General features: G+C 59.6%; 15 protein-coding genes. 5 read left to right on the forward strand and 10 right to left on the reverse strand.

Features of this window, described 5'->3' with window-relative positions; all coding sequences use genetic code 11:
* Positions 1-41: 41 nt before the first annotated feature.
* On the forward strand, positions 42-785 hold the full coding sequence (gene cmoA, locus ACIOWA_RS21690) for a carboxy-S-adenosyl-L-methionine synthase CmoA (protein ID WP_401161879.1): 744 nt from the start codon (positions 42-44) through the stop codon (positions 783-785).
* Complete coding sequence (gene cmoB, locus ACIOWA_RS21695) at positions 782-1,738, forward strand: tRNA 5-methoxyuridine(34)/uridine 5-oxyacetic acid(34) synthase CmoB (RefSeq protein WP_339465880.1); 957 nt, start codon at positions 782-784, stop codon at positions 1,736-1,738. The genes cmoA and cmoB overlap by 4 nt, the downstream gene beginning before the upstream one ends.
* Before the next feature lie 133 nt (positions 1,739-1,871).
* Here cmoB and tadA read toward each other — a convergent pair whose 3' ends face one another.
* The 7 genes from tadA to treP all read right to left on the reverse strand — a co-directional run bounded on the left by tadA (position 1,872) and on the right by treP (position 11,200).
* On the reverse strand, positions 1,872-2,369 hold the full coding sequence (gene tadA / locus ACIOWA_RS21700; RefSeq protein WP_401161855.1) for a tRNA adenosine(34) deaminase TadA: 498 nt from the start codon (positions 2,367-2,369) through the stop codon (positions 1,872-1,874).
* Positions 2,369-3,745, reverse strand: coding sequence for a multicopper oxidase family protein (locus tag ACIOWA_RS21705; RefSeq protein ID WP_401161857.1), 1,377 nt, complete (start codon positions 3,743-3,745; stop codon positions 2,369-2,371). Before ACIOWA_RS21705 ends, tadA begins: the two co-directional genes overlap by 1 nt.
* Before the next feature lie 117 nt (positions 3,746-3,862).
* The gene (locus tag ACIOWA_RS21710) at positions 3,863-4,153 is read right to left on the reverse strand and encodes a PTS glucose transporter subunit IIB (RefSeq protein ID WP_339432846.1); all 291 of its coding nucleotides are present in this window, start codon (positions 4,151-4,153) and stop codon (positions 3,863-3,865) included.
* 2 nt (positions 4,154-4,155) lie between these two features.
* Positions 4,156-6,693, reverse strand: coding sequence for a phosphoenolpyruvate--protein phosphotransferase (ptsP, locus tag ACIOWA_RS21715; protein ID WP_401161859.1), 2,538 nt, complete (start codon positions 6,691-6,693; stop codon positions 4,156-4,158).
* A 62-nt stretch (positions 6,694-6,755) separates the two neighbouring features.
* Positions 6,756-7,979: a maltoporin gene (locus ACIOWA_RS21720; RefSeq protein WP_401161861.1), complete on the reverse strand. Its 1,224-nt coding sequence runs from the start codon at positions 7,977-7,979 to the stop codon at positions 6,756-6,758.
* Positions 7,980-8,076: 97 nt separating this feature from the next.
* Positions 8,077-9,729, reverse strand: a complete 1,653-nt coding sequence (gene treC / locus ACIOWA_RS21725; protein WP_339432843.1) for an alpha,alpha-phosphotrehalase — start codon at positions 9,727-9,729, stop codon at positions 8,077-8,079.
* Between the two features lie 28 nt (positions 9,730-9,757).
* Positions 9,758-11,200: a PTS system trehalose-specific EIIBC component gene (gene treP, locus ACIOWA_RS21730; protein ID WP_339432842.1), complete on the reverse strand. Its 1,443-nt coding sequence runs from the start codon at positions 11,198-11,200 to the stop codon at positions 9,758-9,760.
* 238 nt (positions 11,201-11,438) lie between these two features.
* Between treP and treR the strand changes: the two genes are divergently transcribed.
* Both treR and ACIOWA_RS21740 read left to right on the forward strand, forming a co-directional pair.
* Positions 11,439-12,143, forward strand: a complete 705-nt coding sequence (gene treR, locus ACIOWA_RS21735; RefSeq protein WP_339432841.1) for a trehalose operon repressor — start codon at positions 11,439-11,441, stop codon at positions 12,141-12,143.
* A 101-nt stretch (positions 12,144-12,244) separates the two neighbouring features.
* Positions 12,245-15,337 carry a membrane-targeted effector domain-containing toxin gene (locus ACIOWA_RS21740; protein ID WP_401161864.1) on the forward strand — a complete coding sequence of 1,031 codons (3,093 nt, stop codon included), beginning with the start codon at positions 12,245-12,247 and terminating at the stop codon, positions 15,335-15,337.
* Positions 15,338-15,418: 81 nt separating this feature from the next.
* On the opposite strand, the gene guaA is transcribed toward ACIOWA_RS21740, so the two are convergent.
* The 3 genes from guaA to ACIOWA_RS21755 form a co-directional block, all read right to left on the reverse strand.
* Positions 15,419-16,996 (reverse strand): glutamine-hydrolyzing GMP synthase, encoded by a 1,578-nt coding sequence (guaA, locus tag ACIOWA_RS21745; RefSeq protein WP_401161866.1) that lies wholly within the window; start codon positions 16,994-16,996, stop codon positions 15,419-15,421.
* Positions 16,997-17,095: 99 nt separating this feature from the next.
* On the reverse strand, positions 17,096-18,565 hold the full coding sequence (gene guaB, locus ACIOWA_RS21750) for an IMP dehydrogenase (RefSeq protein ID WP_339495818.1): 1,470 nt from the start codon (positions 18,563-18,565) through the stop codon (positions 17,096-17,098).
* 116 nt (positions 18,566-18,681) lie between these two features.
* On the reverse strand, positions 18,682-19,230 hold the full coding sequence (locus ACIOWA_RS21755; protein WP_339432837.1) for a sugar ABC transporter ATPase: 549 nt from the start codon (positions 19,228-19,230) through the stop codon (positions 18,682-18,684).
* A 219-nt stretch (positions 19,231-19,449) separates the two neighbouring features.
* On the opposite strand from ACIOWA_RS21755, the gene xseA reads away from it, so the two are divergent.
* Positions 19,450-20,829, forward strand: a complete 1,380-nt coding sequence (gene xseA / locus ACIOWA_RS21760) for an exodeoxyribonuclease VII large subunit (RefSeq protein WP_339465874.1) — start codon at positions 19,450-19,452, stop codon at positions 20,827-20,829.

A 20,829-nucleotide genomic window follows, 5' to 3' on the forward strand; every position in this document is an offset into this window, starting at 1 on the left:
TAAAATGCCGGCCTTTTCCACCGACACCGCCGGAAACCGCCGTGAGCAAAGACCCCGATCGCATTTTCGCCCAGCCTTTGGCCCAGGTGCCTGACTTCGCCTTCAACGAGGACGTGGTGCGGGTGTTCCCGGACATGATCAAGCGCTCGGTGCCGGGTTACCCGACCATCGTCGAAAACCTCGGCGTACTCGCGGCGCAATTTGCCCAACCGAACAGCGTGCTCTACGACCTCGGTGCTTCGCTCGGCGCCGTGACTCAGGCCTTGCGCCGTCACGTGCGCACCGATAGTTGCCGGGTGATCGCGGTGGATAACTCGGCGGCGATGGTTGAGCGTTGCCGCGAATACCTTAACGGTCAGGATTCGATGTTCCAGGAGTTGCTGCCAGTCGAAGTGATCGAAGGCGACATTCTCGCCCTCGACTTCCAGCCTGCTTCAGTAGTGGCGCTGAACTTCACCCTGCAATTCATCGCCCCGGATCAGCGCACGGCGTTGCTGTCGCGCATCCGCCAATCGCTGCTGCCGGGCGGGGCGTTGATTCTGTCGGAGAAGCTGCGCTTCAACGATGTTCAAGAGCACGAATTGCTCACCGATCTGCACGTCGCGTTCAAACGCGCCAACGGCTACAGCGAACTGGAAATCGCCCAGAAGCGCAGCGCCATCGAAAACGTCATGAAGCCCGACAGCCTTGAAGAACACCGCGAGCGCCTGTTAGCCGCCGGGTTCTCGAAAGTCGTGCCGTGGTTCCAGTGTCTTAACTTTGCCTCGTTGATTGCCTTGCCATGATTGATCTGTCCCCCCTCGCCCGCCGCTTGGCAGGTACTCCGCTGGCCGACTGGGCCAACACGCTGCAAGCACAACTCGACAAGAAAATGGAGAAGGGCCACGGCGATCTGGAGCGCTGGCAAAGTGCGCTGGACGCGCTGCCGAAGATCCAGCCGAGCGACGTCGATTTGCTCAACGGCTTGAAGCTGGACACCGATTGCGACGATGCAACCCGCGCGCAAATGCACACCGCGCTGATGGGCTTGTCGCCATGGCGCAAGGGGCCGTTCGATCTGTTTGGCGTGCACGTCGACACCGAATGGCGTTCGGACTGGAAATGGTCGAGAGTCGCACCGCATCTGGATCTGAAAGGCAAACGCATCCTCGATGTCGGGTGCGGCAACGGTTATTACATGTGGCGCATGCTCGGTGCCGGTGCGGACAGCGTGATCGGCGTCGATCCGAACTGGCTGTTCTTCTGCCAGTTCCAGGCTGTGCAGCGTTACCTGTCGGAGCCGAATGCCTGGCACCTGCCGTTCCCGTTTGAAGACCTGCCACCGAACCTTGAAGGATTCGACACGGTGTTTTCCATGGGCGTGTTCTATCACCGTCGCTCGCCGATCGAGCATTTGCTGGCGCTGAAGGACTGTCTGGTCAAGGGTGGCGAACTGGTGCTGGAAACCCTGGTGGTCGAAGGCGACAAGCACCAGGTGCTGGTGCCGGAAGACCGCTACGCGCAGATGCGCAACGTGTGGTTCCTTCCGTCGGTGCCGGCGCTGGAGTTGTGGCTGCGGCGTGCCGGGTTTACTGATATTCGGTGTGTCGACGTCAGCACCACAACGGTTGAGGAACAGCGCGGCACCGAGTGGATGAAGTATCAGTCGCTGAGCGACTTCCTCGATCCGGAAGATCACAGCAAAACCATCGAAGGCCTGCCGGCGCCGATGCGGGCAGTGATTGTCGCGAAGAAATAAACCGATCTACCCTACAAAGGAGATCCCCCCTGTGGGAGCGGGCTTGCTCGCGAAAGCGGTGTGTCAGGCAACATTTTAGTCGCCTGACACGCCGCTTTCGCGAGCAAGCCCGTTCCCACTTTTGGGTTTGTGTTTATTCAATGGGTTTGGCTCGGCGGGCCCGGAAGAACTCGGTCAACACCACGCCACACTCCTGCGCCAACACCCCGCCTTCATACACCACCCGATGATTCAAAAAGCCCTGGGTAAAAAACTGCCCCTGGCTCTGCACAATCCCGGCCTTAGGCTCCAGTGCGCCATACACCACCCGCGCAATGCGCGAATGGACGATCAGCCCGGCGCACATACTGCACGGTTCCAGCGTCACGTACAGCGTACTGCCCGGCAGGCGATAGTTGTTCACCGCCTGAGCGGCGGCGCGGATCGCGACCATTTCTGCATGGGCACTCGGGTCACTGGCGCTGATCGGGCAATTGAAGCCGCGACCGATGATCTCGCCGTCCTGCACCAGCACCGCGCCCACCGGCACTTCGCCGAGGGCGGCGCCTTGCGCGGCGAGGGAAAGGGCTTCGCGCATGAAGTCCTGATCACGGCTGCGGTCGATGATCGCTGCGGGGCGAATCTGGCGCATCACTTCACCTCAATGGCGGCCATCAGGCCGGTTTCCATGTGGTCGATGACGTGGCAGTGGAACATCCACACACCCGGGTTATCCGCCACCAACGCCACTTGCGCACGCTCGTTCTTGCCAAGCAAGTAGGTGTCGGTGAAATACGGAATGACCTTGTGCCGATTCGACGCAATCACCTTGAAGCTCATGCCGTGCAGGTGGATCGGGTGTTGATACTGGGTCATGTTCTTCAGCTCGAAAATATAGCTCTGCCCCAGTTTCAGGGTGGCAATCGGCCGATCCGCACAGGTCTTGTCAGTGATGTCCCAGGCTTTGCCGTTGATCTGCCACAGGCTCGGTGGCTTGCCGTTGTCGACGTTGACCGACACCGAACCGACCCATTCGAAATTGAAGTTGAGTTTTTCGGCATTGGCCAGGTCCGGCTCGGCCACCGGGTTGGCCGGCAAGGCCTTCGGCCACTCGGTCGGAGCATCAGTGTTGGCCACCGAGCGCAGGGTGCCCAGACGCACCGGACCGTTGCGCAGGGACAGCTCTTCACCGGCTGCGGGCGCCTTGATCGCCAGGCAGATTCGCATGCCCGGGCCAAGCCAGTATTCCTTGCCCAGCGGACGTGGCTCCACCGGGTTGCCGTCCAGCGCGTAGATCTGCGCTTCGACGCCGGGAATGTTGATGCGATAAGTCAGGGTATTGTCGAGGTTGAGCAGTCGCACCCGAGTGATCTGCCCTGCTGGCAATTCGATCACTGGCGTTGGCACGCCGTTGATGGTCGACAGGCGCCCGGCCGTGCCGCCACGCGCTGCTTCACGGGGAATGCTGAATTCGACGAAATTGCCTTCTTCGTCGATGTGCCAGTTCTTCAGGCTCAGGGTCTTTTCGTATTTGAACCCGGTCGGCTCGCGCTCTTCGATGATCAGCGGCCCGACCAGCCCGCGCCCCAGCTCTTCGCTGCTGCTGACGTGCGGGTGATACCAGTAGCTGCCGGCGTCCGGCACACGAAATTTGTAGTCGAAGTATTCACCCGGCAACACCGGCAACTGCGAAACGTACGGCACGCCGTCCATTTCCAGCGGCAGGCGAATGCCGTGCCAGTGAATGGTGGTCGCGACCGGCAAGTGGTTGATGAAACGCACCCGCAGCCATTCGCCCTGACGCACGCGCAATTCAGTGCCCGGCGCCGTCGGGCCGAACGCCCATGCCTCGGTCTTGTGCCCCGGCACCAGCTCCACGTCCAAAGGCGCGGCGATCAGCTCGTAGTCGTGACCCGCTTGAGCGTCAGCCATTTTGCCCAGCCAGTAACGCGACGCGCCCCCCGCTCCCACACCAACGACAACAAGACCGGCCAGGCCACCGAGGATTTGGCGACGGGTAAAGGACATGAACTCAACTACCTCACGTATCAGCGACAGACCCTGAAGGCCCGTAAAAGGCGAATACGATACACCTGCGGATGAGAAACAGTAAGGGTGACCTTAGGCCGCACATCATCTACAGCCCTATGGCCGCAGCCCCGTAATCAGGTGGATGACGCCGTCCTCCAGTTCCATGACGCCCGCAACACCGGCATTGCTCAGTGCCTCACGATCCATACGCGATACATCACGCAACGCCACACGCACCCGGGTCAACGCCGCTGGTTGCTGGGATTGGAGGTTATCCACTCCCCCCAGCGCCGCCACGATCTCTGTGCTCAGGCCGCCAACAGGTTCGGCCTGTACTGGCGGCTCGTCTGCCACCAGATCCGGGGTCAGTGCTTTCCAGAACGCCGTCTGCAATTTATCGAACATTTTCAGTTCTCCAGTGCCCGTAAAGTATCGACCGTCGCCTCGTGATACAGACGCAGCGCCTCGCGCACGTCTTCAGCACTCTCAAGCCCCTGCACCTGCTCGGCAATGGCCTTGCAGTCGAGCAGATCCAACTCGCGCACTGCGGCTTTGATCGCCGGAATCTGCGGCACGCTCACTGACAGCTCATCCACGCCAAGTCCGAGCAACAACGGCACAGCCGAGCGTTCAGAAGCCATCGCACCACAGACGCCGACCCATTTGCCGTGGGCATGCGCAGCCTTCACGGTCATCGCAATCAGGCGCAATACCGAGGGATGGAAGCTGTCCGCCTGGCTGGCCAGACGAGGATGATCGCGATCCATGGCCAGCGTGTATTGCGTCAGATCGTTGGTGCCGATCGAAAAGAAGTCCACATGCGGCGCAAACACGTCGGCCATCAATGCTGCCGCCGGCACTTCGATCATGATTCCCAGCTTCGGCCGTTCAACGATGCCCAGCGCCAGCGCTTCCTGCTCCAGCATCTGCCGAGCCAGATGCAGCTCCGAGAGCTGCGCCACCATCGGCAACATGATGTGCAGACGCGTCAGATGGACACAGCCCAGGATGGCCCGGAACTGCTCGCGCAAAAGCTGCGGGCGCTCCAGACACAGGCGAATCCCGCGCAGCCCCAGGAACGGGTTGGTTTCACTGTCCATCGGCACGTAGGCCAGCGGTTTGTCGCCGCCGACATCCAGCGTGCGCACCACCAGATTGTGCGATGGCCCCACAGCCCGGGCGATGGCGCTGTAAGTCGATACTTGTTCGTCGCGAGTGGGTGCGTGATTGCGATCCAGATAAAGAAACTCCGAACGTAAAAGCCCCACACCGGCGCCTCCCAGGGTCATCGCCTGCTCGGTCTCACTCAGCGAGGCAACGTTGGCCGTCACCTCGACGTGATGCCCGTCGCGGGTACAGGCTGCCTGCGTTGCGTTTGCGTGTTCGTGTTGATGGCGCTGGCGTTGTTGATCATGCCTGATCTGCCATTCATTGATCGCCACGGGATCCGGGTCTATGTGCAGCTCGCCCCGGTCGGCATCGAGCAACACGCGCGAGCCACTGACCAACGCCAGCATTTGCATGGGCATCCCGCAGATCGCCGGCAAGCCACAGGCGCGGGCGAGAATCGCGACGTGACTGGTCGCTCCACCGCCAACCGTGGCGAACCCCAATACTTTGTTTGTATCGAGCCCGGCGGTCTGGGACGGCGTCAGTTGATCGGCGATCAGAATGGTCCCCTCCGGCAGCTCCAGCGCATTCTCACGAACCCCGAGGATCAGCTTGAGGACGCGCAGGCCCACATCGACCAGATCCGCCGCCCTTTCGGCCAGCAACGGACTGCCGAGATGCTGGAAAAGTGTCGCTGTTGCCTGCGTGGCCGCGCGCCAGGCAAACGCTGCACTTTTGCCTTCGGCAATCAACGTTTGAGCCTGATCGAGCAGACCCGGGTCTTCGAGCAGTTCCTGATGAGCCTTGAAAATGTCTGCCTGCGCTTCACCCGTGGCGGTGTCGCGCAGGTGCTGCAAGGCCATATCCGCCTCGATCAATGCATTGGCGAGGGCTTCGCGCTCTAAATGCGCCCCGGCGCCGAACTCTTTCACGTCAAGCGTTGGCTCGACGATCTGCATCACCTGGCCCAATGCCGAACCGGGTGATGCGCAGACCCCACGCATGACCGTCAGGGCCTCAGGCTCGACCGCCTCGACCTGCACCGCATCAGGCTTCACATCCACCGCTTCCCCACAGCCCTGGGCCAGTAATCGGGACAGCGTGTTGATCGCGGCTTCAGCGTCTTCGCCCACCGCACTCACCTGCACACGGTCACCCAAAGCGGTCTGCAACGCCATGATCGCCACCAATGACTTGGCGTTGGCTTCAGCCTGCTGTTTGTGCAGATAAATCCTTGCTGAAAAGCCTTTTGCCGCCTGAGCGAACACTGCCGCCGGACGCGCATGCAGGCCATTGAGATTGGGCAATGTCAGTGGTGCGCAGAAAAACCTTTCGCCTTCAGCAGCCGCCGGGGCCTCGCCGGTCGCCCCGCAAGTGGCGAGGCTCAACAACGGCTGGCCGGGGTCAACGAGACCGGTTGGCGCGGTCAGCCAGGTGAATGACTCGCCACTGACCACCAGCATCAGGGTCATCAGGCTGCGGGCGTGCAGCGCGATGTAATCGGCATCGAATTCGATCAGCGCCTGCCCGGCCTCAACCCTCTGGCCTTCCTCGACCAGGCGGGTGAACCCCTGGCCTGCAAGATTGACCGTATCGAGCCCGATGTGCAGCAACACTTGAACGCCGTTGTCATCGGTAATGCTCACGGCATGCCCGCTGGCCTGGACGTTGCTGACCACTCCAGCCAGCGGTGCGCAAAGGGTCGACGACGTCGGATCAATGCACAGACCGTCGCCGATCACCCGGCTGGAAAACACGTGGTCCGGCACTTGATCCAGCGGTATCAGCACGCCAGCCAAAGGCGCCAGCAGTTGTAATGGTTGGGATGTGGCCATGACGTCACCTGCGGTTTTGTTCTTTGAAGTGCCGATGGAGCGCGACGCCCCACCAGCATCGCTTATTTCCACCAGTATTCGACCTGCAATCCGACGTTCGCACCGTGGCGTGCACTGCCGAAGGCACCGGTGTCGGACAGCGCCGAACCTTGGGCCAGTTCATTGGCCGCACGTTTGGCGGCCTCGTTCCAGGTGGCGTACGTGTAATACAGACGCACCTCAGGGCGCGCCCAGAACTCCGGGCCCTTGGGTGACCAGGTCGGGGCAACGGTGAACTTGCTCAGCTTGCGCGTGCCGCCCGGCGCTTCGACTTGATCGTGGCCCAGTTCCGTCACCAGTTTGAACTGTTCGGTGAACGCATAAGTCGGGCGCACGCCCAGAGAAATCCAGTTCTGGTCAGCACCGTCCGGGCGAATGTCTTTCTGATACACCGCCTCGAACTGCCCGCCGAAACGTGGCGTTACCTGCCAGTCGAAAAACTCGACGATCCGATAACTTTTATTGCTGTCGTCCAGTTTGACGTTGCCGGTGTAGCCCAGCCCGGTGCCGGGGCCTTCACCATATTGCAGGGCCAGTTTGTTCTTGCCGCCCAGAAAGTCCTTCTGCACATGCTGAGTGGTGATTGCCCAACCACGGTGGGCGTCACGGCTATCGGGCTTGTCGATATAACTCAAGCCGAACTCAAGCTGACCGCCCGGGTTGGTATTGAAACCGGCCACGTTGAAGTCGTGCCGGTTGATGTAGTCCTTTTGGTACAGGTTGTCCTTGCGCGAGAAGGCGTAGCTGTATTTCAGGTCGCCGATCAACACATCCTCGATCCCGCCGCCCGTAGCGCTCTGGTTCCAGTAGTAGAAATCGGAAATGTGGATGTCATTACGCTTGTAGTAGCGGCGGCCCGCCCAGAGTGAACCGCCATTGAGCGCGGGCAGGTTCGACCACTGTGCGTAGGCCTGCGGCAGGCGAATCGAGCCGTTGTCGTCCTTGAACGTGGGCCGGCGGTCGTAGCGGTTGTACAGCGAGGCCATGCCATCAACGCTAAGCACCGAGCCGTCGTCGAGGCTGTACAAATCCTGGCGTAGCTCAAGCTCGCCATACTGTTCGCACTCGTTGCCCAAACGGTATTTGGTCTGCGCGCCCGGCAACTGGAAACACGATTGGCCACCGCCCTGGGTCGAGCTGCCGACGCCACTGCGCAAGTAACCGCCGAACTCCAGCGCTTGTGATGTTTGTGGTAACGCCAGGCAAAAACCTGCGACTGCAAGGCTACGATTTATTGTTGTTTTCATAAGCCACCCCATTATTTTTGTTGTGTGATTGCATGAAATCGGCGCGCAAAACTCTCCCGCGCAGGGTTCTGCGTGTTTTTTGAAACACTGTTTTTGGTTAGGTGTCAGGGTCGATCAGATGCAGGGCGAACGATTCGTAAGGTCGCAAACTCACCCGTCGATTGCGCAATGGACAGTGCGGATAATTACTTATCAACAACCGCTGGCTCAGCGACTCGTCGATCTCTATCGGCAGTTCGACGTCACACGGTGTGCCATAGAAATTGTTCACCACCAGCAGGCGCTCCCCCGTCCCTTCGCGCAGGTAGGCCCAGACCTGCTTGTGCTCGGGCAGCAACTGTCGATAGACGCCCTCTGAGATCAACGCCTCTGTGCGCCGTAACGCAATCAAATGGCGGTAGTGATGCAGCACCGACTCCGGGTCGTCGCGCTGGTTGGCGACGTTGATGTGCGCGGCATTGGCCGGCACCCCGATCCACGGCTCGCCACGGCTGAAACCGGCATTGGGCTCGGCGTTCCAATGCATCGGCGTGCGCCCGTTGTCACGGGACTTCTGCATGATCGCCGCCATGTTCTCGACATCACTGGCTCCCGCTTCACGCTTGAGCCGGAAGATGTTCAGCGTTTCGACATCGCGGTACTGATCGATATGCTCGAAACCCGGATTGGTCATCCCCAGTTCTTCGCCCTGATACACGAACGGCGTGCCCTGCAGGCAGTGCAGCGCGGTGCCGAGCATCTTCGCCGAGAGTTCCCGATACTCGCCGTCGTCGCCGAAACGCGAAACCACGCGCGGCTGATCGTGGTTACACCAGAACAGCGCGTTCCAGCCACCACCGGCCTGCATGCCGGTCTGCCAGTCAGACAGAATCTGCTTGAGCTGCAGGAAATCGAATTCAGCGTGAACCCACTTTTGCAGGTTCGGATAATCGACTTTCAAGTGATGAAAGTTGAAGGTCATCGACAGTTCTTTTGATTGCGGATTCGAGTAACGAATGCAGTGTTCCAGGCGGGTGGACGACATCTCGCCGACGTTGATCAGGTCGTGCCCTTCGAAGACTTCGCGGTGCATCTGCTGCAAGTACTCGTGGACGTTCGGGCCATCGGTATAGAAGCGTCGGCCGTCGCTGTTGTCCTCGGGAAAATCTGCCGGTTTGGAGATCAGATTGATGACGTCCAGACGGAAACCACCCACGCCCTTGTCCCGCCAGAAGCGCATCATCTTGAACACTTCGGCGCGCACCTTGGGGTTATCCCAATTCAGATCAGCCTGGGTGTGGTCAAACAGGTGCAGGAAGTATTGGCCAGTCTGGGCTTCGTACTCCCAGGCAGAACCACCAAACTTGGACTCCCAGTTGTTCGGCTGATCGCGCCAGATATAGAAGTCGCGATAGGGATTGTCGAGACTGCTGCGCGCCTGCTGGAACCAGACGTGTTCGATCGAAGTGTGGTTGACCACGATATCGAGCATCAGCTTGATCCCGCGCTTGCCGGCTTCGGCGATCAGTAACTCGCAATCGGCCATGCTGCCGTAACTCGGGTCGATCGCGTAGTAATCGCTGATGTCGTAGCCGTTGTCCCGTTGCGGCGAGCGCAGGAATGGGGTGATCCACAAATAATCGACACCCAGCCAATGCAGGTAATCGAGCTTGGCCACGATCCCGAGCAAATCACCTGTCGGGTTGCCTGCGTGGCTGTAAAAACTCTTCGGGTAGATCTGGTAGATCACCGAACGTTGCCAGTCTTGCATGGCTCAATTCCTTCAATAAATGGAAGCGTCAGGCAACCCGATATCCAGGCCGGACAATCTTCATGCTCAGTGCACAGGTCAAAACAAACGGAACAACCATGGCGATGACCATCCCGATCACAAACATCGGGATGAACTGCGGAATGATCGAGATGAAACCGGGCAGGCCTCCGACGCCGATGGCCGATGCCTGAACCTTGTTCAGCGACAGGAAGATGCAGCCCATTGCCGACCCCGTCAGTGCGGCATAGAACGGAAACTTGTAGCGCAGATTGACCCCGAACATGGCCGGTTCAGTGATACCGAAATACGCGGAAATCGCCGAGGTCGACGCCATGCTCTTGTCCCGCGCGTTGCGCGTCATATAGAACACCGCCAGCGCAGCACTGCCTTGGGCGAGGTTCGACATGACGATCATCGGCCAGATGAAGGTGCCGCCTTGGGTCGAGATCAATTGCAGATCGACCGCGAGAAACATGTGGTGCATGCCGGTGATGACCAGTGGCGCGTACAGCAGTCCGAATATCGCCCCGCCGACCATCGGTGCCAGGTCAAACAGCATGACCACGCCTTCGGTGATGAGGATGCCGATGTGGCGCGTCACCGGGCCGATCACGGCCAGCGCCAGCACGCCGGTGACGACGATGGTGGTGATCGGCACCACCAGCAACTGCACCGCGTTGGGCACGCGCGCCCGCAGCCATTTTTCGATGACACTCATGACATAGGCGGCCAGCAATATCGGCAGGATCTGCCCCTGATAGCCGACTTTCTCTATTTGAAAAAGACCAAGGATGTCGAAGTACGGCATTTGCTGGCCGTCCAGCCCGGCCACGGCCTTGCCGTAGTTCCAGGCGTTGAGCAGGTCCGGATGAACCAGCATCAGGCCGAGCACAATGCCGAGGATTTCACTGCCGCCAAAACGCTTGGCCGCCGACCAGCCCACCAGCGCCGGCAAAAACACAAACGAGGTGTTCGCCATCAGATTGATCAGGCTCCAGAGCCCGTCGAGTTTCGGGTAGGCATCCAGCAGGGTCTGCCCTTCGATGAACATGCCCTTGGCACCCAGCAGGTTGTTGATGCCCATCAGCAGACCGGCAATGATCAGCGCCGGAAGGATGGGCATGAACACATCGGAAAACACCCGCACCAGACGTTGCATGGCGTTGATCTTCTCGACACTTTTCTGTTTAACGTCGGCGATGGTCGCTGCGGCGAGACCGGTCTGTCGGCGCAATTCGGCGTAGACCTTTTCCACTTCACCCGGACCGATCACCACCTGATACAGGCCACCGGTGAAGAACGACCCTTTGACCAGATCGATCTGGTTGAGCGTGGCGCTGTCGACCAGGCCGGGATTCTTCAGGGCCAGACGCAAGCGCGTGACGCAATGCGCGGCTTGTTCGAGGTTGTCGCTGCCACCGAGGCTTTGCAGCAACTCGCTGGCGATGTTCGGATAGTCATGGCTCATGCTTGTTCTTCCACCGTGAATTGTTGTTATTGGCAGCACGCCGAAGCGAAAAATACTCGTCTGTACGAGTTAATGCAACAACTCGTACAGACGAGTTTGTTTTTGCATATTCCCGTCAGATCGGCAGCGAATTTTCCTACCCTACCCTTGGGTGATTTCCATTCCCCACATGGACAAAGCCCTACCCTGCCCTTAAGGTTCGACGTTTTGAGCACAGTCGGCACAGAGCAGCCTACCCATGAGCAAATACAACCGGATCTATAGCGATCTGCTGGCCAGCATCACGACTGAACGCCTGGAACGCGGCGCCCGTCTGCCTTCGGAAACCGAACTGATGGACAGCTATCAGGCCAGCCGCGGCACCGTACGCAAGGCCATCGAGCAACTTCAGGAGCGCGGTTTCGCCCAGAAGATCCATGGCAAAGGTACGTTCGTGCTGTCGACCAACCCGATCGAGTTCCAGCTCGGCGGCATCGTCAGCTTCCAGGAAACCTATCCGCGACTGGGCAACGACGTCAGCACCGAAGTCGTCGAACTGACGCAAATCACACTGGAAGGTGCTCTGCTCGAACACATCAACGCCGAGCCCGGCAGCCCCATCACGCGAGTCAAACGGGTGCGGCGCATCGACGGCAAACGGGTGATTCTCGACATCAACCATTTCGTTACCGAGGTGATTCCAGGCCTGTCCCTCGATATCGCCAAGCAGTCGATTTACGCCTACATCGAACAGACCTTGCAGCTGCAGATCGCCTACGCCCAACGCACCATCGAGGCGGTGCCGCGCAGCAAGGATGATCAGTTGCACCTTGATCTCGATGAGCAAAGCCATGTGATCGTGGTCAGCAACCAGACTTTCCTCCAGGACGGTCGGCAGTTCGAGTACACCGAGTCCCGGCACACGCTGGACAAGTTCTACTTCTCCGACGTGGCACGGCGCTGACCGCAGCACGTTTTCGACGGCAATGTGCGGTACATAGGTAGTGCACTCCCCTTGAGCGAATCGGCCATGCTCGGCCTTCGTTTCTCATGGATGGAGACAGCATGAACGCCCCCGTACAACGTCCTCAGCCCAATGCGGCAGATAAAGCGGCCCTCAAGGCAATGGCCACGGCCATCGTGCAAAATTGTCCGGGCCTGCACGACACGGCACATGAAGCCGCCCGTCATCTGTTACAAGAAAAAGGTCTAGCGAATCTTGACCCGGATCAGGTCTATTTTCATCGATTCAAGGCCGCCCAGAGCAGCACCCGGTCATTTACCGGCTGGGAGCACGTGCGCGAAAAACCCTACGAATCGATGACCCTCACCCAACTGGTGATTCATCGTTTTCGCGCCACCGACCAGGACAACGCCGATCTGCTGGATCTCTACGCCGGTTTCTACAAGGATGGGCCCCAGACCGAAAATTTCGACCACCGCAACGAAGTGCGTCTGCACGGCAACGAGGTGCTCAACACTTTTTGGGATATCGACTTCAGCACGCGATACAACGACAGGTTGACGGCTTTCTGGAACACGCACGCCGATGATTTCCGCACGCTGGCCAAGTGCAACTTCCTCAGCCGAGCCGTGCAGGCACTGGAAGTCGGGCAATTGACCGGTACGGATTTCCAGTGGATCGTCGATTCGGTGATCGGGCCTGTCACCTGGCCGATGAACCTCTCAACGCTACAAACGCCTCATGCGGCGGGCAATGAGGTGCGTGCGTTCGATATCGACGGCCATACGGCCAGCAACCTGCTGCGCATTGTCGATCCGGTTGGTCGGCAGATTCTCTATCTGCCCGGTGAGGTCCTGACGTTCGTAGTGCTGGAAACCTCAGCGGACATGCATTGGTGGGTTCTAGAGCAGATGAATCACGACACGCGACGCAAGAATCTGCTCAATCACTTTCCACTCGCCGAACGTCAGCAGATGACCGAGAACATCACCGATTTGATGAATCGTCTGGTCAGCACCTGGGGCCGTACCGATCACCACCTGATCAATCGGCACAACCTGGCGATCAGTGGTGATGCGTTCAGTTGGTTGCGTGATTCGACCCGCAACGCAATGTTTGCCGAAGCCAGCCTGTCCCTGACCTCCAATGGCGACCTGCGCAAAAAACTATGGATCGGGTATCTGAGCGCCGGCCTCAAGGTTTTTGGCCCGATGGCCGCTGTAGGCTGGCCGGTCGCACTGCCGGTCATTGGCGCCAGCATCGTCAGCATGGGGCTGAACATCGATCAGGCGGTCAACGGCACAACCGCCCGTGATCGTCACGCAGGCGTACTGGGTGCAGTGCTGAGCGGGATTGACGCGCTGTTTAACGTTCCCTTCCTCAAGGGCACCGGCTCGATGCTGGAGGTGGGAGCCGAGGTGGAAGCGGCCGAGGCAGCAGAAATGGCTGAGCTGACCGCGTCCACGTCGGCACCGGAGCTGACGGATCCGCGGGTCGGACAACAGGAACTCATCGTTGCGGTCGAGCCAGACGTTATTGCTCCTGGCCCTGAAGCGTCCGGGTCGACCCCGGCGCAAAGCGCTCTAGCGCCGCCGATTCCTGACAAATACATGTGCAACGAACTGCTCGACGGCCTGGATATGCAGACCGAACCCGGACAGTTCCAAGGCATCTTTCGACTCGACAGCGATCCGCCTTACGCCATTCTGATAAATGACAACCCGTACTATGTGCGCTATTTCGGCGACTATAGCGAAGGCGGCTATTGGGCTATCGTGGACCCGGACAGACCCAATCAGTTTGTTCATTCCTTGCCGGTACGCCTGAATGCCGCTGGCGAATGGGAGCGAATGCAGTCGTTGCGCCTCAACGGCGGCGGCCAATGCATGGGAAAAACCTGCGTTCCCGATATTCCGCTCGCCCCCCTTGAACCGACCGGGCCTGAGGCAACCGCTCAACCGCAGGTCGAATCACATACTCCGGTATCACGCCCACTGCGCATAGTGAACTCTGCCTACGATATCGAACCGACTGTGCGCAGTTCGATAAGAGCCTGGGCACTGAACCTGACCGAAACCCATGCCCAACTGATGCCAAATGCCGACGGTAGCTTCAGCATGCACGACCCCTTTGAATTGTATGCCGTGGGCAAGCGCAAACTGCTGCAGGCCGGCGCGAGAAAATTTTTCAGCAATCTTCCGTGGATCACCCCGCCTCCCCGGCCCGCCATGACCGCCATCAGTACGCCGATTTCAATTTCAGAGTTCATTGATCGCATCTTTGAATCTGCACCCGGACTGGTAGTGGGTGAAACGCTGAACCGAATTGCCAGCATGCGCTTCATGATCGAACACATGCCAGCGCTGGCCAGGCACGCCAAAACCCTTTACCTGCGTGGCGTGCTCAGTGACTTCGCTCAAGTGGAATTGAACCGCTACTTCACATCCGGCAGCCTGTCGGCAGAGTTACGAACCTACCTGAGCAGCCTGGGCACCGATCCTACGGGGCGATTCAATGCGCTGGAACTGGTCAAGGCAGCCAAGGCCAACGGTGTGCGCATCCAGGGCATAGACTGCGCAGCGAGCTACAAAATGAAGTCACCGCTTTCGCCCTATGACGAACAAATGATGGGCACCTATCTGGCAAGCGACATCATGACGGGTGACACCTACCTCAACAGCCCGAAAAAATGGATCGCGCTGACCGGTGTGCAAAACACCAACACACTGAGAGGTCTGCCTGGTCTCAGCGAAATAAAGGGCGCTATCGGTTTGCGCATCGAGGAAGCCGGAATGGTTGACACCCTGCAAGTCGACGCCGACCCGGGTATCGAAGTGCGTCGAGGATCATTTTCAAATGGTGCAGCGACACAGACTAACGATGTTCTTCGCGCTGACTTTCGCCTGCGAATGCCAGCCGAACCGGTGGCCTGGAATGAGGAGACACTGGAGAACCTGCTGCACAGGCGTGGCATGTATATGATCCAGAAAACCGCAGACACTTACACCGTGTTGCACCGTAGCAAGCAAGGCATGCTCGTGCGTACGCCTGTGGCGAATCTGGCCGACGGCGGCATTTCCCTGCATCGTCCCGCATGGACTCGGGTAAACGACGTCAAGTTCGCCAACATCGAGGAAATGTCGCTACGACTGACAGAGATGGGGCTGGCGCTACAGAGCAGTCTCCCTGACTGACATCCACGTCAGAAACGAAAAACCCCTGGCCTGGGTCAGGGGTTTTCTGTCACTCAATGCAAGCATCGAAGTGCAGCAGGATCATTCCCACTCAATCGTCGCCGGCGGCTTGCTCGACACGTCGTAAGTAACGCGCGAAATACCTTCGATTTCATTGATGATGCGGCCGGAAACGGTTTCCAGCAGTTCGTAAGGCAGGTGTGCCCAACGCGCGGTCATGAAGTCGATGGTTTCCACGGCACGCAGGGCCACGACCCAGGCGTAACGACGGCCATCGCCGACCACGCCAACCGATTTCACGGGCTGGAACACCACGAACGCCTGGCTGACTTTGTGGTACCAGTCGGCCTTGCGCAGTTCTTCAATGAAGATGTGGTCGGCACGACGCAGCAGGTCGGCGTATTCCTTTTTCACTTCACCGAGGATGCGTACGCCAAGGCCCGGGCCCGGGAACGGGTGACGGTAGACCATGTCGTACGGCAGGCCCAGTTCCAGGCCCAGACGACGGACTTCGTCCTTGAACACTTCTCTCAGTGGCTCGACCAGTTTCAGGTTCATCTCTTCCGGCAGACCGCCCACGTTGTGGTGCGACTTGATCACGTGCGCCTTGCCGCTTTTCGCGCCAGCCGACTCGATCACGTCCGGGTAGATGGTGCCCTGAGCGAGGTACTTGATGTTATCCAGCTTGCAGGATTCGGCATCAAATACATCAATGAACGTGCGACCGATGATCTTGCGCTTCTTCTCAGGATCCGCTTCGCCGGCCAGGTTGTTGAGGAACTGGTCCTCAGCATTGGCGCGGATCACCTTGACGCCCATGTTCTCGGCGAACATGGCCATCACTTGCTCGCCTTCGTGCAGACGCAGCAGGCCGTTGTCGACGAACACGCAGGTCAGCTGATCGCCGATGGCTTTGTGCAGCAGCGCCGCAACCACCGAGGAGTCAACGCCGCCGGACAGACCCAGCAGCACGTTGTCGGTGCCGACCTGTGCGCGGATGTTGGCGATGGCGTCTTCAGCGATCTTCGACGGCGTCCACAGGGCTTCGCAACCGCAGATGTCGAGAACGAAACGCGACAGGATGCGGCCGCCCTGTTTGGTGTGGGTCACTTCCGGGTGGAACTGCACGCCATAGTAGCCACGGTCGTCGTTGAACATGCCGGCGATCGGGCAGCTCGGGGTGCTGGCCAGGATGTGGAAGTCTTCCGGCATCCTGGTGACCTTGTCACCGTGGCTCATCCATACGTCGAGGCCGAACAGGCCGTCGGCGTCGATGTGGTCTTCGATGCCGTCGAGCAGGCGGCTCTTGCCGACCACATCAACGCGGGCGTAACCGAACTCACGCAGTTCGGAACCTTCAACCTTGCCGCCCAGTTGCTCGGCCATGGTCTGCATGCCGTAGCAGATACCGAAGACCGGCACGCCCAGGTCAAACACGGCCTGTGGGCAGCGCGGGCTGTTGGCTTCGTGCACGGACTCGGGGCCACCGGCGAGGATGACGCCTTTCGGAGCGAATTCGCGAATCGCATCTTCGTCCATGTCGAACGGGTGCAGTTCGCAGTACACACCGATCTCGCGCACGCGGCGGGCAATCAGTTGGGTGTATTGCGAACCGAAGTCGAGGATCAGGATGCGGTGAGCGTGAATATCGAGGGCCATGATTCAGTCTCGTCTAAGTCATTCAGAAACAGTCGTGATTCAGAAACAACTCGGGGCTGAATAAAACAGCCCCGGTTGCTTAGCTTGTTGCTTGAAGGCTCAACCTACGCGGTAGTTTGGCGCTTCCTTGGTGATCTGCACGTCGTGAACGTGGGATTCGGCCATGCCAGCGCCGGTGATCCGTACGAACTCAGGCCTGGTACGCATCTCTTCGATGTTGGCGCTACCGGTGTAGCCCATCGAGGAACGCAGACCGCCCATCAACTGGTGAATGATCGCGCTCAAGGTGCCTTTGTAAGGAACCCGGCCTTCGATGCCTTCCGGAACGAGTTTCTCGGCGCCTGCCGAGGAGTCCTGGAAGTAACGGTCGGAGGAGCCCTGAGCCTGGGACATGGCGCCCAGCGACCCCATGCCACGATAAGCCTTGTACGAACGGCCCTGGAACAGTTCGATCTCGCCCGGCGCTTCTTCAGTACCGGCGAACATCGAGCCCATCATCACGCAGGAGGCACCGGCTACGATGGCCTTGGACAGGTCACCGGAGAAACGGATGCCGCCGTCGGCGATCAACGGTACGCCGGTGCCTTCAAGGGCTGCGGCAACGTTGGCGATGGCACTGATTTGCGGGACGCCGACACCGGCGACGATACGGGTGGTGCAGATCGAGCCAGGGCCGATACCGACCTTGACGGCGTCGGCACCCGCTTCGGCCAGGGCCTTGGCGGCTGCGCCGGTGGCGATGTTGCCGCCAATCACCTGCACTTCAGGGAAATTCTCTTTGACCCAGCGAACGCGGTCGATCACGCCTTTGGAGTGACCGTGAGCGGTGTCGACCACCACCACGTCCACACCGGCATTGACCAGCGCAGCGACACGATCACCGGTGTCTTTACCGGTGCCGACAGCAGCACCAACGCGCAGACGACCTTGATCGTCCTTGCTGGCCAGCGGGTAGGCTTTGGCTTTTTCGATGTCGTTGACCGTCATCATGCCTTTGAGGGCAAATTTGTCGTCGACGATCAGTACGCGCTCAATGCGGTGTTTGTGCAGCAGTTCACGCACGTCGTTCTTGTCGGCGCCTTCCTTGACCGTGACCAGACGCTCTTTAGGCGTCATCACTTCGCGGACGGTGGCATCCAGGCGGTTTTCAAAGCGCACGTCACGGGAAGTGACGATGCCGACCAGGTCGCCATCGTGCAGTACCGGAACGCCGGAAATGTTGTGCATGCGGGTCAATTCAAACAGATCACGAACCGTGGCATCGGCCTCGATGGTGATTGGATCCTTGACGACGCCGGCTTCGAACTTCTTGACCTTGCGAACTTCGGCAGCTTGCTGCTCGATGGTCATGTTCTTGTGGATAATGCCGATGCCACCTTCCTGAGCCATGGCAATTGCCAGACGGGCTTCAGTGACGGTGTCCATGGCGGCAGAAACCAGAGGAATATTCAGCTCGATGCCACGGGTAAGGCGGGTCTTGAGACTGACTTCGTTAGGAAGCACCTCGGAATAACCAGGCACTAGTAGAATGTCGTCGAATGTCAGAGCTTCTTGGCTGATACGCAGCATCGCGGGGGCTCCCGAGCGGGAAAATGGAAGCGCGCCATTATAGTCAGACACCCCCCGCTGTTCAATGTAAAACTCCGCTTAATATCAATGTTGCTGATATACGGAGATCCCCGCCACTACAGCTCCACCTTGACCCAAGAGACAGGTTGATCGAGCCAATCAGCAAACTCATCGATAAAGCTTTGCTTGAACCCTGCTTCCAGCCAGTTGTTGAAGATGAAACCAAGGTTGGAAAACGCACATTCCTGCAAATACAGGAAACCGTTGATGTCATCTTCATGGCCGCATTCCGGGCAGGTGAAGTTGTCGGTGCGCCCCGGCATCCAGTCTTCGAGGCTTTCGAACAACGCTTCGCCGACCTCACGACGGCACTCGGCGCAACCGGCCTCTTCGAGAAAGCCCTTGGCCGGGGTGTAGATGCAGCGTTTAGTGACAATCTCCAACCCGTTGATCGGCTCACCGAACGGCAACGCCTGCGGGTGCAACACCACGGCCCGCGCGCCATCGGCAATGGCGTAAGCCATGCGGTTACCGGTGCGGCCACAGGTCGTCAGTTCTTCCTTGATGATGTTCTTGCGCACCAGCCAGCGCACGATCGCCCGGGCCCGGGGTTCGTGGACCGGCAGGGTGGAGATTTTCGGGACAATGATGCTTTGCGAATTCATGGAAAAACCTGCGGTGTGGCTTCTGACGCCTGCGCCGGCAAGGTCGCTCCACAGTGGCCTCCATCGTTCACACATCGCGTGTACAGCAGAGATACCTTGAGGGAGCGGGTTGCCCGCGAAGACGCCCTAAAGGCCGGCAGCTTAAGCCCTGACGAAATCCGGTCAAGTGCCGAGTGGACATGTGGTGATTGGCAGGCGAATGCCTTTAAACTGCGCCCCATGATTAAAGACCCCTTTGCAAGACTCGGCCTGGACCGTGAAGTCCTGACTGTCAGCCAGCTCAACGGCCGCGCGCGGGTGTTGCTGGAAGACGTGTTCAGCAATATCTGGGTCGAAGGCGAAATATCCAACCTCGCCCGCCCGGCGTCCGGCCATATCTATTTCACCCTCAAGGACAGTGGCGCGCAGGTGCGTTGTGCACTGTTCCGGCAGAACGCGGCGCGGGTGCGTCAGGCGTTGAAAGACGGCCTGGCGGTGAAGGTGCGCGGTAAGGTCTCGCTGTTCGAGGGCCGTGGCGACTATCAGCTGATTCTCGACACCGTAGAACCGGCCGGTGATGGCGCCCTGCGTCTGGCCTTCGATGCGCTGAAGGAAAAGCTCAGCGCCGAAGGCCTGTTCAGCGCTGAACGCAAAGTACCGCTGCCAGCGCATCCGCAACGCATCGGCATCATCAGTTCGCCGACCGGCGCGGTCATCCGCGACATTATCAGTGTGTTCCGCCGCCGTGCGCCGCAGGTCCAACTGACATTGATTCCCACCGCCGTGCAGGGTCGCGAAGCCACCGCGCAGATTGTCCGTGCTTTGAAAATGGCCGATGCCCGTGGTTTTGACGCACTGATCCTCGCTCGCGGCGGTGGTTCGCTGGAAGACCTCTGGTGCTTCAACGAAGAAGCCGTGGCCCGTGCGGTCGATGCCTGTGTCACACCGATTGTCAGCGCGGTCGGCCATGAAACCGACGTGTCGATCAGCGACTTTGTCGCCGACGTGCGGGCGCCGACGCCGTCCGCGGCCGCCGAATTGCTCGCCCCCGATTCCAGCCATCTGATCCGTCAGGTCGAAAGCCTGCATCGCCGCTTGGTGATGCGTATGCGTGACCGTTTGATGCGTGATCGCCTGCGACTGGAAGGCATGGCCCGTCGCCTGCGCCATCCCGGCGAACGTCTGCGCCAGCAGGCGCAGCGCCTGGATGATCTGGACATGCGCCTGCGCCGGGCGTTCGAACGCAGCTTGAATACCCGTCGCGAACGTCTGATCCGCCTGCAAACCCGCCTCGCCGGGCAACATCCGGGGCGGCAACTGGCAATGTTGCGCCAGCGTCTCGATAGCCTCGCCGAGCGTCTGCCACGCGCGATGCGTGAAGGCCTGAAAAGCCGTCGCCTGCAACTGCACAGCCAAATGCAGACACTGCATGTGGTCAGCCCATTGGCGACCCTCGGCCGCGGTTACAGCATTTTGCTCGACGAGCGCGGCAACGCGATTCGCAACGCGGCGCAAACCCATACCGGCCAGCGCCTGAAAGCCAAACTGGGCGAAGGCGAACTGCAAGTGCGCGTCGAAGACAATCATCTGACGCCTGTCACCCTCTCTTTACTGGACTGA

Origin of the sequence: Pseudomonas sp. NPDC087614 (assembly GCF_044743485.1) — a bacterium.
Lineage (GTDB): Bacteria > Pseudomonadota > Gammaproteobacteria > Pseudomonadales > Pseudomonadaceae > Aquipseudomonas > Aquipseudomonas baetica_A.